Below are 14,424 nucleotides of genomic sequence, written 5' to 3'. Positions count from 1 at the left end.
GACGGCCCCTTGCGGACTCGTCAGGCTCCATTCGTCTGGCTGGGCGTATCGGGGCGGAGCAAGCATGCGGTTGAGGATCAGGCATATTGCCCACGGCATGGTCGCGGCGGCTCTGCTGGCCGGCGGGGCTGGCGCGGTCGGGCCGGGATGGCGATGGACTTCGCTGCCTTCCGGTTTCAGCGCCCCCCCGGTGCCCGTCGACAATCCGATGAGCGGGGTGAAGGTCGCGTTGGGCAGGCGCCTTTTCTACGATCGCGCGCTTTCGAGCAACGGTTCCCTGGCCTGCGCCGACTGCCACCAGCAGGAACGCGGCTTCACCGACGGACTATCCACTCATCCCGGGGTTTCGGGCGAGATGGGCGTCCGCAACGTGCCGGGCCTCGCCAATGTCGCCTGGCGGCCGGCCTTGACCTGGACCGATGCCAATCTGCTGTCGCTGGAACAACAGGCGATGGTCCCGATGACCGGCACGAAACCCGTTGAAATGGGACTGGGCGGCCAGGAAGGCCTGCTGGCGCAGCGACTGGACGCCGATCCCTGTTACCGGAGGCTGTTTGCAATGGCTTTTCCGGGGCCGGAAAAGGGCGCAGATGTCGGCAAGGTCACCGCAGCGCTGGCCGCGTTTCAGCGGACCATTCTTTCCTATTCCACCCCCTATGACCGCTTTGCGGCGGGACAGTCGGGGGCGCTGCCTCCACTCGCGGCGAAGGGATTGGTGCAATTCAAGAGCGCCGGCTGTGCTTCCTGCCATGGGGGCAGGGATTTTACCGACAGCAAGGTTCATTATGTCGGCACTGCCGCGCCCAGCGAGGCCGACGGTGCGGCCTATGGCGGCAAGCCGCTGCCTCCGGGCTTCGTACCGCCACCTGACAGTTTCCGCACGCCGTCGCTCCGCAATGTGGCGGTGACCGGCCCGTGGCTTCACGATGGGCGCGCGGACAGCGTTGAATCCGCCATCCGGCGCCATGCCGCAACGCAGCTCATCGGCGTCGATATGCCGGCGCTGCTGGCTTTCATGGATTCGCTGACCGACCCGGTGCTGCTGACGGCGCCGCATCTGGCGCGGCCGCCGGCGTCCTGCCCAGTGCCCGCCTGAACGAAAAAAAAGGCCAGCCCCGAAGGGCCGGCCTGGAAAGTTTTAGGAGAGGATGCCTGAAAGGCCCGATCTATTTGCGCTGCGGCACGTTCTTTCGCAAGTGCGAAGGAGGAACGTCGCATTGCAAAAATTGCAATCGCGTGACGGATCAGCGCGTCAGCTTCTTGTAGGCCAGGCGGGTCGGACGATCGGCCGCATCGCCCAGGCGGCGGCGCTTGTCCTCTTCATACATCTCGAAATTGCCTTCGAACCATTCCACATGGCTGTCGCCTTCGAAGGCCAGAATGTGGGTCGCCAGACGGTCCAGGAAGAAGCGGTCGTGGCTGATGACCACGGCGCACCCGGCGAAATTCTCGATCGCCTCTTCCAGCGCAGCCAGCGTCTCGACGTCGAGGTCGTTGGTCGGCTCGTCGAGCAGCAGGACGTTGCCGCCGCGCTTCAGCATCTTGGCGATGTGGACGCGGTTGCGCTCGCCGCCCGACAGCTTGCCGACGTTCTTTTGCTGGTCCTGGCCCTTGAAGTTGAAGGCGCCGACATAGGCTCTGGTCGACATGTCGTGGCCGTTGACCTTCACATAATCGAGGCCGTCCGAAACTTCCTCCCAGACGTTCTTCGAGGGATCGAGATGATCGCGGCTCTGGTCGACATAGCCCAATCGCACGGTCGAGCCGATGTCGATCTCGCCCGAATCTGGGGTTTCCTGCCCGGTGATGATGCGGAAAAGGGTCGATTTGCCAGCGCCGTTCGGCCCGATGACGCCGACGATGCCGCCCGGCGGCAGCATGAAGGAGAGATTCTCGAACAGCAGCTTGTCACCGTAGCTCTTTGAAATGCCCTTGGCTTCGATCACCTTGCCCCCCAGACGTTCGGGCACCTGGATGACGATCTGCGCCTTTCCGGGCGAACGGTTCTCCTGGCTGGCCACGAGCTGTTCGAACTTGGCGATACGTGCTTTCGACTTGGTCTGGCGGCCCTTGGGCCCCTGCCGGATCCATTCCAGTTCGTCGTTGATCGCCTTCTGGCGGCCGGTGGCCTCGCGGTCCTCCTGCTCCAGGCGCTTGGCCTTCTTTTCCAGATAGGTGGAATAGTTGCCTTCGTAGGGGAAATATTTGCCGCGATCGAGTTCCAGGATCCAACCGACCACATTGTCCAGGAAATAGCGGTCGTGGGTGATCATCAGCACCGCGCCGGCATATTCCTTCAGGTGGTTTTCCAGCCAGGTTACGCTTTCCGCGTCGAGATGGTTGGTGGGTTCGTCGAGCAGCAGGATGTCCGGCTTCTGGATCAGCAGGCGGGTGAGCGCGATACGGCGCTTTTCGCCACCCGACAGGCTTTCCACCCCCCAGTCCGACGGCGGGCAGCGCAGCGCTTCCATCGCGATCTCCAGCTGGTTGTCGAGCGTCCAGCCATCGACGGCGTCGATCTGCTCCTGGAGTGTGCCCATCTCCTCCATCAGGGCATCGAAATCGGCGTCCTCCGGCGGATCGGCCATGATCATGCTGATCTCGTTGAAGCGGTCGAGCTTGTCCGCGATGCCACGGGCGCCGTCCTTGACATTCTCCAGCACGGTTTTGGTGGGATCGAGCTGCGGCTCCTGCGGCAGGTAGCCGACGGTGATGTTCTCGCCCGGCCAGGCCTCGCCCGAAAAATCGGTGTCGATGCCGGCCATGATCTTCATCAGGGTCGATTTGCCCGCACCATTGGGACCGACGATGCCGATCTTCGCGCCGCGGTAGAATTGCAGGTTGATATTGCTGAGCACCGGCTTGGGCGCACCGGGAAAGCTCTTGGTCATGCTCTTCATGACGAAGGCATATTGGGAGGAGGCGGACATGGCTGAAGCAGCTCCGGATGAAGGATGGCAATGTTTGGCGTCCGGTTAGCGAAGGCGGAGCGCATTGGCAAATCGCTGCATGCGGGTTACACCGCCGCCCATGCAGAAAATCCGGTCGATCCCCCTCCTCGCCGCGCTGCTGGGCAGCGTCACCCTCCTTCCCCTTCCCGCCTTCGCCGACAGCGCTGCGATTCGCGACGCCGCCCTGAAGGACGAGGTGGCGATGGCCTTTACAGAAGGCCTCACCACAGAGGTCGGCCCTCGACCGGCGGGTACGCCACTGGAAGCACGCGCCCGTACCTGGGCGGTCGACAGGTTGAAGGCGCTGGGCTTTGCCAATGTCCGCGCCGAGTCCTATACCATGCCGGTCTGGCTGCGCGGCCGGGACGAAGCGCGGGTCGTGTCGCCCTTCCCCCAGACGCTGGTGGTTGCCGCTCTCGGTAACAGCGGATCCACTCCGGAAAAGGGCATCGACGGCGAGATCGTCTATTTCCCCACCTTGGCTGATCTGGAGGCCGCGCCCGAAAGCGCCGTGCGCGGCAAGATCGCGTTCGTCAGCCATGACATGCGCGCCGCGCAGGACGGATCGGGCTATGGCTATTTCGGCGCCGCGCGTCGGCAGGGCCCCAGCATCGCCTCCCGCAAGGGCGCGATCGGCATTCTTATCCGATCGATCGGCACCGATCATCACCGTGTTCCGCACACCGGCGTTCAGATGTGGGCGGAAGGTGTCCAGCCTATTCCTGCTGGCGCGCTTACCGTGCCCGATGCTGAACAGCTCGTCCGTATGGTTTCGCGCGGGCAGCCGGTGCGCGTCCACCTCACGCTGACGTCGCGTACACTGAAGGACCAGCCTTCGGGCAATGTCATCGGTGAGATCCCCGGCAGCGATCCGGGCGCCGGCATTGTCGTCGCGGCCTGCCACCTGGACAGCTGGGACCAGGGCACGGGTGCGATCGACGATGCATCAGGCTGCGGAATCGTAACCGCGGCCGCGCTGCAGGTCGCCAAGGCCGGTACACCACGCCGGACCATTCGCGTTCTTCTCGCCGGGGCCGAGGAGGTCGGCGGCAATGGCGGCCGTGCCTATTTCACCGCCCATGGTAAGGAGCCACACGCGCTGGTGATGGAATCGGACTTCGGCGCGGACCGCGTATGGCGTGTCGATTTCAAGCTTCCGCAAGGGCAGGAGGCGCTCGGCGCACGCGTGGCGAAGGCCCTGGCCCCGCTGGGCATCACGGCCAGCAGGCTGCCTGCGGGCGGCGGCTCCGACATCGAGCCGCTGGTGGAGGCGGGCATTCCGGTGATCGACCTTCAGCAGGATGGTACGCGCTATTTCGACATCCATCACACGCCTGATGATACGCTGGACAAGATTGACCCCGAACAGTTGCGGCAGAATGTCGCCGCGTGGGCGCTGACGTTGAACGAAGTGGCGAACGCGCCAGAAACTTGGGGCAAAAACTGAACTTTTATAGTAGACAACGACCCGTCGCGTGATTCGCTCGCTTCGCCGACGTAGAAAAGCATTGATTTGTGGTATGCACACGTTAATGCGGGTCGCTCGCGTAGGCCTGCCAAAAACTGCCTTACGCGGCATTATGCTATGGGAGCCGTACACAATGAAGAAGATCGCTGTTGTTTTCGCTTCGGCCGGCCTGATGGCCCTCGCCGCTTGCGGTGAGAAGCCGGCCAACGAGACCGCGAACGCTTCGAACGCCGTCGTCGAGAACGTTGTCGAGAACGCCGCCAATGCTGCTGACAACGCCGCCAATGCCGCCAACGTGGCCGAGAACGCTGCGAACGCCGCCGGTAACGCCGCGAACGCGATGTAATTCTCGCTTCGGCGCGATATTGAGGGGGCGGATCGCTGGGCGATCCGCCCCTTTTTTATGCCTTCATCCAAACCAGAAGCCGCCAGCCCGCAACCGGCCCTTCTCGCCACTACGCAAAAACTCTCCTATTGCGAAGTCGCTTCCACACACCCTCTTCCTCGCAAATCTGCGCTCTGCGACACTGTATACTTCACAGCTTTCACAAGGCCGCCACCTCCTGTCCTGTCGCGCCCCGAACCGCGACGCCGCGCTGTCCTACACGCCGCCCCTTCGCTATGCTCCTTGCTTCCGACGGTCTTCTGCCCGCTGGCGAACGGAAATTCCGGTCAGAGCCGAATGAGGGCGAACAGCATAATCCGGTATCAGTGCCTGTTTCCGATGGGAGTTGACGAGCCTGTCCGATCACATGCCCCACACCGGGAAAGCAGTTCCGCCCGCCTCCGGCGCAGCAAGGCGCTTCATCGCACGCGCCAAAGGCCGTGTAGCATTGGGCGAAGTTTCCCCCTACATCAGCCTTAAGGTATCAGATTCGAGCGATGACAGAACTACCCCCTACTCCACTGCTGGACCAGGTGACCTGGCCGGCCGACTTGCGCGCCCTTGATCCCGGGCAGCTTCGCCAGCTCGCAGACGAACTGCGGCAGGAGGTGATTGCCGCAGTCGGCGTGACGGGCGGACATCTCGGCTCCGGACTGGGCGTGGTCGAGCTCACCGCCGCCATTCATTATGTATTCGACACGCCCGACGACAAGCTGGTCTGGGATGTCGGCCACCAATGCTATCCGCACAAGATCCTGACCGGCCGGCGCGACCGCATCCGCACGCTGCGTCAGGGCGGCGGGCTGTCAGGCTTCACCAAGCGGGCCGAGAGCGACTATGACCCGTTCGGCGCGGCGCACAGCTCGACCTCTATCAGCGCGGCGCTGGGTTTCGCCATCGCCAACAAGCTGACGGGTCGTCCCGGCAAGGCAATCGCGGTCATCGGCGATGGCGCCATGTCCGCGGGCATGGCCTATGAGGCGATGAACAACGCACGAGATGCCGGCAACCGGCTGATCGTTATCCTCAACGACAATGACATGTCGATCGCGCCGCCGGTGGGCGGACTTTCCGCCTATCTGGCACGACTGGTGTCCAGCCGCGAATTTCTGGGGCTGCGCGACGTACTGAAGCGCCTCGCCCGCAAGCTCCCCGGGCCGCTGCACAAGGCGGCGCGCAAGACGGACGAGTTCGCGCGCGGCATGGCCATGGGCGGTACCCTGTTCGAAGAACTGGGCTTCTACTATGTCGGCCCGATCGACGGCCATAATCTCGACCAATTGATCCCGGTGCTGGAAAATGTCCGCGACGCAGCCGAAGGACCGTGCCTGGTCCATGTCGTAACCCAGAAGGGCAAGGGCTATGCCCCGGCGGAGGCGGCGGCCGACAAATATCATGGCGTGCAGAAGTTCGACGTCATCACCGGTGCGCAGGCGAAGGCGCCCCCGGGACCGCCAAGCTATACCAGCGTGTTCGGCAAGGCGCTGATCGCCGAGGCGGAGAGCGACCCGGCCATATGCGCGATCACCGCGGCCATGCCGTCGGGCACCGGCCTGGAAAGCTTCGCCGAACGATTTCCCGAGCGCAGCTTCGATGTCGGCATCGCCGAACAGCATGCGGTCACCTTCGCCGCAGGCCTTGCCGCGCAGGGAATGCGTCCCTTCTGTGCGATTTATTCGACCTTCCTGCAGCGCGCCTATGACCAGGTGGTGCATGACGTCGCGATCCAGAACCTGCCGGTGCGCTTCGCCATCGACCGGGCGGGGCTGGTGGGCGCGGACGGCTCCACTCATGCAGGCAGCTTCGACATCACCTATCTGGCCACCCTGCCGAACATGGTGGTGATGGCCGCCGCGGATGAGGCGGAACTGGTCCATATGGTCCATACCTGCGCGGTGCATGACAGCGGTCCGATCGCGGTGCGCTATCCGCGCGGCAACGGCACCGGAGTTCCCCTGCCGGAACAGCCACAACGGCTGGAGATCGGCAAGGGCCGCGTGGTGCGCGAAGGGCGCCAGGTGGCGATCCTTTCGCTCGGTACCCGGCTGGAAGAAGCGATCAAGGCGGCCGAGGCGCTGGAGGCCAGAGGGCTTTCCACCACCGTCGCCGACCTGCGCTTCGCCAAGCCGCTGGACGAGGCGCTGATCCGGCGGCTGCTGACCACGCATGAGGTGGCCGTGACCATCGAGGAAGGGGCTATCGGGGGCCTTGGCGCCCATGTCCTGACGCTCGCCAGCGACCTGGGCCTGACCGACGCCGGTCTCAAGATCCGCACGATGCGCCTGCCCGACCTGTTCCAGGATCAGGACAAGCCGGAAAAGCAATATGCCGATGCGCGACTCGATGCCGCGGGAATTGTGGATACGGTGCTGACGGCGCTTCGGCACAACAGCGCCGGAATGGATGCCGGCGCGCTGGCCTGATATAAATATGCAACTGATTGGTTGCACTTTTGGACGCTGGTCGAATTCGTCCTCGAACCCACCGACTTCGGCACGCGTCTGACGGTGGCCGAAAGCGGTTTCGACAAGGTGCCCGAGCCGCGCCGCACCAATGTCATGCGGGACAATGACGGCGGCTGGGCGCAGCAGGTGAACAATATCCGCGCCCATGTCGAAGGCTGAACCGGCCGCGCTGTTCGATGCAACTCGCCTGGGACTGCTGGCCCGGCTCGCGGAGGGGCAAACCCGCTCGCTCGTCCAGATGGGCGAAGGCCTGCCGATCAGCCGTCAGGCGGTCGCCAAGCATCTGGAGGGCTGCGCGACGCGGCTTTCGTCCAACGCGCCAAGAGCGGACGCGAGGTGCATTTCGCGCTGCGCCGGGACGCGATCGAGCAGGCGCGGGACTGGCTGGGCCGGGTCGCCGCACAGTGGGACGGGACTTTGGCCCGGCTCAAGGATTTCGTGGAAAGGGAATGATCCCCCTCAAAGCGAGGGGGATACCGGCCCTGCTTACTGCGGCGGAACCGCGGCGCGCGCGTCCTGGCCGTCGCCTTCCGGCGCGGCGATGATGTCGCGGGTCGTCGTGCCCTTTTCCACCACCTCGGTGCCCGGATCGCCGACGGAGGAACGGATGCCCGGCGCGGCATTGGCGCGGCCGGCGGCGTTGAGCGCGGCGGATTCGGTCGCGCTGCGCGGCGCGGGACCGCCGAACATCGCTTCCATCGCAGCGCGGCTCGAATCGACATTGGCGGCGGACGGAGTGCCCGGCGCAGGCGGAACCAGGGCGAAATCGGGCGGGATCACAAGCGGAGCCTGACGCGAGACGGCGAATTCGTCCGGACGGTCGCGGTTCAGCAGGCCGCCACCGCCACCACAGGCCGACAGGGTCGAAACGAGGCCGGCGGCCAGGATCAGTTTACGCATTACTTCAGGTTCTCCGTCTTCGCGCCCTTTTCGCGCAGCAGCAGCGCCCGTGCAAGCAGGATCAGCACGCCGATGGTGATAGCCGCGTCGGCCAGGTTGAAAATCAGGAAGGGCCGCCATTCGCCGAAATGCAGGTCGGCATAATCGACGACATAGCCCAGGCGGACGCGGTCGACGATATTGCCGATGGCACCGCCCAGCACGAGACCGAGCGCGGCGACATCCGACCGCGCCTTTTCCCGCCACATCCACACAGCGACGAAGGCGGCGATCAGCAGCGTCATGCCTACGAGCGCCCAGCGGCTGGTTTCGTTGTCCGCATGGAAGAAGCCCATGGAGACGCCGCGGTTTTCCAGCCAACGCAGGCGGAAGATCGGCAGGATCTCGATCCCTGCGTCGGCGCGGCTGCGGAGCGCCAGCGGCCAGGTGACGGTGTACTTGACGAGTTGGTCCAGCGCCAGGGTGACGATGGCGACGGTCAGGCCCAGTGGGCGATGGTTGACGGTCATGCCTTCAGCACCGTGTCGCAGCGGTCGCAAAGGGCGCCGTCTTCCGTCACCTCGGGCAGCAGGCGCCAGCAGCGGCCGCATTTGTGCCATTCGCTCGGGCGGACGACGATGCCGTCGCCGACACCCATCTCGACCCGGGCGACGATGGCGATCTCGGCGAAGTTCACACCGTTGCTGGGCACGATTTTCCCCATGGAAACATCGGCTTCCAGACTGGAGCGGATGATCTTTTCGCGGCGGAGCGGCTCGATCGCCTCGTTCACCTGCTCGCGCTCGGAGCGCAGGTTCGCCCACCGATCACCCAGGTCCGCATCGGCCCAGTCGGCATCCACCTCCGGCCATTCCAGGAAATGGACGCTTTCTTCGTCGCTTGGAAAGCGACTTTGCCATACTTCCTCAGCGGTGAAGGGGATGATCGGCGCGGCATAGCGGACGAGCGCGTGGAACAGCGTGTCGAGCACGGTGCGATAGGCGCGGCGCTTGGGGTCACCCTTCGCGTCGCAGTAGAGGCAGTCCTTGCGGATGTCGAAGAAGAAGGCGGAAAGATCGCTGTTGGCGAAGTCCATCAGCGCACGGGTATAGCGGCTGAATTCCAGCCAGTTCTCGCTGTCCGCCGCCCGATCGACCACGCCCCGCAGCTCGGCGTCGAGCCCGGCCAGCAGGTGGAGCATGTAGCGCTCCAACTCCGGCATGTCGGCTGGGGCGACGCGCTCCTCCTCCGAGAAGTCGGACAGGGCGCCCAGCAGGTAGCGGAAGGTGTTGCGCAGCTTGCGATAGGCGTCGGACGCGCCGGCCAGCACTTCCTTGCCGATGCGGATGTCGTCGAAATAATCAGCGCTCGCCGCCCAGACGCGCAGGATGTCCGCGCCGCTCTCGCCGATGATCTTGAGCGGATCGACGACATTGCCCAGGCTCTTCGACATCTTGCGGCCATTGCCGTCGAGCGCGAAGCCGTGGGTCAGCACCGCCGCATAGGGCGCGCGGCCGCGGGTGCCGCAGCTTTCGAGCAGTGAGGACTGGAACCAGCCGCGATGCTGGTCCGACCCCTCGATATAGAGGTCCGCACGCACGCCCTCCCCATAGCGGCCCTCGACCACGAAGCTGTGGGTCGAGCCGCTATCGAACCAGACATCGAGGATGTCGTTCACGACCTCATAGTCGGCCAGGTCGTAATCGGGGCCGAGCAGCGCCTGATGGTCGGCGCCGAACCAGGCATCGGCGCCGCCCTGGCGGAAAGCCTCGACGATGCGGGCATTGACGGCGGGATCGACGAGATAGTCGCCGCTCTTGCGATGGACATAGAGGGCGATCGGCACCCCCCAGGCGCGCTGGCGGGAGATCACCCAGTCGGGGCGGCCCTCCACCATCGAGCGGATGCGGTTGATCGAGCGTTCCGGCACCCAGCGGGTGTTCTGGATCGCGTCGAGTGCAAGATCGCGCAGCGTGGCGCCGTTGGTCGCCCCCTCCACCGTCGCCTCATCCGCCATCGCGGGAAGCCCGCCGGAAGGACGGTCCATCGGGATGAACCATTGCGGGGTGCAGCGGAAAATGATCTTCGCCTTGGAGCGCCAGCTGTGCGGATAGCTGTGCCGGAAGTCGTCCGATGCCGCGAGCAGCGCGCCCGCTTCGCGCAGGTCGGTGCAGATCGGCCCGTCCTTGCTGACGAACTTGGGGTTGATGACGCTCCCCTGCCCGCCGAGCCACGCCCAGTCGGCACGGTACTTGCCATCGCCTTCGACCGCGAAGACCGGGTTGATGCCATGCGCCTTGCACAGCTCGAAATCGTCCTCGCCATGGTCGGGCGCCATGTGGACTAGGCCGGTGCCCGCGTCGGTCGTGACGAAATCGCCGGGGAGGAAGGGGCGCGGCTTGGCGAAGAAGCCGCCGAGCGTGTGCATCGGGTGGCAGGCGATGGCGCCGGCAAGCTGGGCACCTTTGATCCGCCATGGCTGATCCGTCGAAGCTTGAAACACCGACCACAATGGCTCCTTAAGAGAGCCATCTTCGTTAACCGGCGGCCATTTCTGCCCGGCGACACGCTCCATAAATGGTTGGAGCAACGCTTCTGCGACTAGATATTGATTGTAGTTGCCGTCTGCGTCCGATACGCCATCGACAAGCAAATATTCGACGTCCTCACCGTAAGCCAGCGCCTGATTGACCGGGATCGTCCAAGGCGTAGTTGTCCAGATGACAGCGTAGAGTTTGTTTCCGCCATCAATCAGCTTTTGAAGTTCCGGCGCGTTCGGCGCTTCCATTATTTCGAACGCCACGTCGATCTGGGTCGACACGACATCCTCATATTCGACCTCGGCCTCCGCCAGTGCGGTCTTTTCGACCGGGGACCACATGACGGGCTTGGCGCCGCGATAAAGCTGACCGCTCTGCGCGAATTTCAGCAGTTCGCCGACGATCGTCGCCTCGGCATCGTACTTCATGGTCAGATAGGGATCTTCCCAGTCGCCCATGATGCCCAGGCGCTTGAACTGCTCCTTCTGCACGTCGACCCATTTGTCGGCATAGGCGCGGCACTGGGCGCGGAACTCGGATGCGGGCACCTCGTCCTTGTTCAGCTTCTTCTTGCGATATTCCTCCTCGATCTTCCATTCGATGGGGAGGCCGTGGCAGTCCCAGCCGGGCACATAGGGCGCGTCCTTGCCGAGCAGCGACTGGCTGCGGACGATGATGTCCTTCAGTACCTTGTTCATCGCATGGCCCATATGGATGTCGCCATTGGCATAGGGCGGGCCATCGTGGAGGATGAAGCGTTCGCGGCCGGCGCGGCGCTGACGCAGCTTGCCGTACAGGTTCATGGCCTCCCAGCGGGCGAGGATCGCCGGTTCCTTCTGCGCGAGCCCGGCCTTCATCGGGAAGTCGGTGACGGGGAGGAAGACGGTGGACTTGTAGTCAGGCTGGTCGGTCATAGGTATCCGGTCAGTTCTTGATCCGTTCGCCCTGAGCGAAGTCGAAGGGTTCGACCGACCGATAGGGAGGTCACTTCGCTCCGCTCAGTGGAAGGCTTCGACTTCGCTCAGCCCGAACGGGTGAGAAAATGTGCCCGGTGCCCTACGCGACGTGGGGCGTTCCCGCAAGGATTTGCCGCGCGTCGTCGCAGTCCTTCGCGATCTGGGCAGTGAGCGCGTCGAGGCCGTCGAACTTCGCCTCCGGCCGGAGATAATGGATGAGCTGGACCTCGATCCGCTGGTCGTAGAGGCTTTCGGCGAAGTCGAAGAAATGAGGCTCCAGCAGCTCCTTGGGCGGATCGAAGCTGGGGCGGATGCCGAGACTGGCCGCGCCGTCCAGCACGCGGCCGTCCGGCAGCAGGCCGCGCACCGCATAGATGCCATAAGCAGGACGCAGATAGGGCCCCATGTCGATATTGGCCGTGGGATAGCCGATGGTGCGGCCAAGCTTGTCGCCATGCTGGACCACACCCTCGATCGCGAAGGGGCGCGTCAGCAGACGGGTGGCGGTGGCGCAATCCCCGGCCTGGAGTGCCGTGCGGATGCGGCTGGAGGAAATGACCCCTTCCCCGTCGAGCACCGGCGGCACGGCCTCCGCGCCCATGCCGAGATCGCGCAGGGTGGCGACCGTGCCGGCGCGCCCCTTGCCGAAGGTGAAGTCCTCGCCCGTGACCACGCCGGCGACGCCCATATCCTCGCTCAGGAGGCGGACGAAGGCGGCGGGATCGAGCGCCGCCAGATCGCGCGTGAAGGCGAAGACCATCATGGCATCGGCGCCCGCGCGGGCGAACAGCGCCTGGCGCTGGTCCAGCGTGGTGAGACGGAAGGCGGGTGTGTCGGGCCGGAACAGCCGCACGGGATGCGGATCGAAGGTGGCGACGATCACGGGACGCCTTTCGGCGCGGGCGCGGGCGATGGCGCGTCCGACCACCGCCTGATGACCCGCGTGAAATCCGTCGAAATTGCCCAGCGCCATGATGCTCCCGCGCAGGTGCGGCGGCACGGGGGCGCTGCTGGTGAGCCGCTCCATCGGGCGCGCTATAGGCAGGTGCGGGGGCGGTGGCAATCGGACAAGCGGGTCGTCCGGCGGGGCATTATGAGTTGCCCCCGTGATCCGTTCGGGTTGAGCCTGTCGAAGCCCTGCCCTTGCTTGGAAGAAGAACAAGAGCCCCCTTCGACAAGCTCAGGGCAAACGGAGGTGAAGATTATGCACGGCGCGTGAAGGTCACGAAGCTGTAAGCGGGGCGACCATCGAGCGCGGAATGATCTTCCCGTGCGACTTCCTGCCAGATCTCGGGATCGGGATAGGCAATGGCGGCATCGCCGTCCGCGTCGACATGCACTTCGGTCAGTTCGATGCGGTCGGCGAGCGGCAGGAACAGGCGATATATCTCCGCGCCGCCGATGACCATTACGACGAGCGCATCCGCCAGCGCGACGGCGCCGGCCGGATCATGGGCAATTTCCGCCCCCTCCCCGCGCCAGTCCGGATCGCGGGTGAGGACGATATGGCGCCGGCCGGGCAGCAGGCCGGGCAGGCTGTCGAACGTGCGGCGGCCCATCACCATCGGATGACCCGCCGTCAGCGCCTTGAAATGCCGAAGGTCGGCCGGCAGCCGCCAGGGAAGATCGCCGTCCCTGCCGATCACGCCATTGTCGGCCCGGGCGAGGATCAGGACGATCTCGCTCACAGCACCAGCCGCGTGACGTGCCCCATCTTTCGACCGGCGCGCGCCTCATGCTTGCCGTAGAGGTGGAGGTGGTTGGCGGGATCGGCGAGGATCGCCTGCCACTCGTTCGCCTGGGCCCCGATCAGGTTGCGCATGTGCGCGCCCGGCGCGGCGAGGCCGGCGTCGCCCAGCGGCAGGCCGCAGATCGCGCGGACATGATTCTCGAACTGGCTCGTCACCGCGCCTTCGATGGTCCAGTGGCCGCTATTGTGAACGCGCGGCGCCATTTCGTTGAAGACCGGGCCTTCGGCGCTGGCGAAGAATTCCAGCGTCAGCACGCCGACATAGCCGAGCGCGTCGGCGACCTTGCGCGCCAGCGTTCGGGCTTCCTCCACCTGTTCGGCGATGCGGCCGCCTGCGGGGACGGTGGAGGTGGCGAGGATGCCATCCTCATGGACGTTGGCGGCCGAATCCCAGAAGCGCACTTCCCCGTCGGCGCCGCGCGCGAGGATGACGGAAAATTCCTCCTCGAAGGTCACGAAGCCCTCGAGGATGGCGCTTTGCCGGGCGATGGCGTTCCAGGCGCCGACGGCGTCGCCCGGTTCGGAAAGGCGCACCTGCCCCTTGCCGTCATAGCCCATGCGGCGGGTCTTGAGGATCGCGCGGCTGCCGATGTCGTCGATCGCCTCCTCCAGCTCGTCCAGGCTCTCGACCGGGGCAAAGGGCGCGGTGGTGCCGCCTAGGTCGGAGACGAAGCGCTTTTCGAGCAGCCGGTCCTGCGCGATGCGGAGCGCCTCCGCGCCGGGACGGACGAGGCCGTGGGTGGAGAGGACGTCGACCGCCGAAGGGTCGATATTCTCGAACTCGTAGGTGACGACGTCCACTCCGTCCGCGAAGGCGGCGAGCGCGGCGGCGTCCTCATAGGCGCCCCGGGTCCAGCGCGGCGAGACGTCGGCGGCGGGGCCGCTTTCCTCCGGCGCGTAGATGTGCGTGCGGTAGCCGAGCTGCGCGGCGGCGACGGCGATCATGCGGCCGAGCTGGCCGCCGCCGAGGATGCCGATGGTGGAGCCGGGCGGGACGGTGGTCACTCAGTCCTCGACCGTTTCGGCGACC

At 65.2% G+C, this 14,424-nt stretch carries 12 protein-coding genes; 5 read left to right on the top strand and 7 right to left on the bottom strand.

The window, feature by feature from the left end; genetic code table 11:
• Positions 1–97: 97 nt before the first annotated feature.
• A complete protein-coding gene (locus tag M529_RS34475; RefSeq protein WP_021317799.1) occupies positions 98–1,096 on the top strand; it encodes a cytochrome-c peroxidase in 999 nt (332 codons plus the stop codon).
• 148 nt (positions 1,097–1,244) lie between these two features.
• Here M529_RS34475 and ettA read toward each other — a convergent pair whose 3' ends face one another.
• Entirely contained in the window at positions 1,245–2,930 is a 1,686-nt protein-coding gene (gene ettA / locus M529_RS34470; protein WP_021317798.1) for an energy-dependent translational throttle protein EttA, read from the bottom strand.
• A gap of 100 nt (positions 2,931–3,030) precedes the next feature.
• Between ettA and M529_RS34465 the strand changes: the two genes are divergently transcribed.
• The 4 genes from M529_RS34465 (at position 3,031) to M529_RS34450 (ending at position 7,428) form a co-directional block, all read left to right on the top strand.
• Complete coding sequence (locus tag M529_RS34465; protein ID WP_021317797.1) at positions 3,031–4,398, top strand: M20/M25/M40 family metallo-hydrolase; 1,368 nt, start codon at positions 3,031–3,033, stop codon at positions 4,396–4,398.
• A gap of 154 nt (positions 4,399–4,552) precedes the next feature.
• On the top strand, positions 4,553–4,765 hold the full coding sequence (locus tag M529_RS34460; protein ID WP_021317796.1) for a hypothetical protein: 213 nt from the start codon (positions 4,553–4,555) through the stop codon (positions 4,763–4,765).
• A 536-nt stretch (positions 4,766–5,301) separates the two neighbouring features.
• Positions 5,302–7,227 (top strand): 1-deoxy-D-xylulose-5-phosphate synthase, encoded by a 1,926-nt coding sequence (gene dxs / locus M529_RS34455; protein ID WP_031294917.1) that lies wholly within the window; start codon positions 5,302–5,304, stop codon positions 7,225–7,227.
• A gap of 21 nt (positions 7,228–7,248) precedes the next feature.
• Positions 7,249–7,428 carry an SRPBCC family protein gene (locus M529_RS34450; RefSeq protein WP_021317794.1) on the top strand — a complete coding sequence of 60 codons (180 nt, stop codon included), beginning with the start codon at positions 7,249–7,251 and terminating at the stop codon, positions 7,426–7,428.
• A 327-nt stretch (positions 7,429–7,755) separates the two neighbouring features.
• Here the strand turns inward: M529_RS34450 and M529_RS34440 are convergent, their stop codons facing one another.
• The 6 genes from M529_RS34440 to M529_RS34415 form a co-directional block, all read right to left on the bottom strand.
• On the bottom strand, positions 7,756–8,169 hold the full coding sequence (locus M529_RS34440; protein WP_021317792.1) for a DUF3035 domain-containing protein: 414 nt from the start codon (positions 8,167–8,169) through the stop codon (positions 7,756–7,758).
• Entirely contained in the window at positions 8,169–8,678 is a 510-nt protein-coding gene (gene lspA / locus M529_RS34435) for a signal peptidase II (RefSeq protein ID WP_021317791.1), read from the bottom strand. The genes M529_RS34440 and lspA overlap by 1 nt, the downstream gene beginning before the upstream one ends.
• Complete coding sequence (gene ileS, locus M529_RS34430) at positions 8,675–11,602, bottom strand: isoleucine--tRNA ligase (RefSeq protein ID WP_021317790.1); 2,928 nt, start codon at positions 11,600–11,602, stop codon at positions 8,675–8,677. Before ileS ends, lspA begins: the two co-directional genes overlap by 4 nt.
• A gap of 142 nt (positions 11,603–11,744) precedes the next feature.
• Complete coding sequence (locus M529_RS34425; RefSeq protein ID WP_021317789.1) at positions 11,745–12,671, bottom strand: bifunctional riboflavin kinase/FAD synthetase; 927 nt, start codon at positions 12,669–12,671, stop codon at positions 11,745–11,747.
• A 175-nt stretch (positions 12,672–12,846) separates the two neighbouring features.
• On the bottom strand, positions 12,847–13,332 hold the full coding sequence (locus tag M529_RS34420; protein WP_021317788.1) for a dihydrofolate reductase: 486 nt from the start codon (positions 13,330–13,332) through the stop codon (positions 12,847–12,849).
• Positions 13,329–14,399 carry a 5-(carboxyamino)imidazole ribonucleotide synthase gene (locus M529_RS34415; protein ID WP_021317787.1) on the bottom strand — a complete coding sequence of 357 codons (1,071 nt, stop codon included), beginning with the start codon at positions 14,397–14,399 and terminating at the stop codon, positions 13,329–13,331. The genes M529_RS34420 and M529_RS34415 overlap by 4 nt, the downstream gene beginning before the upstream one ends.
• Between the last annotated feature and the right edge of the window lie 25 nt (positions 14,400–14,424).

The organism is Sphingobium ummariense RL-3 (assembly GCF_000447205.1).
Classification (GTDB): domain Bacteria; phylum Pseudomonadota; class Alphaproteobacteria; order Sphingomonadales; family Sphingomonadaceae; genus Sphingobium; species Sphingobium ummariense.
This window is presented reverse-complemented; position numbering and strand designations above follow the sequence as displayed.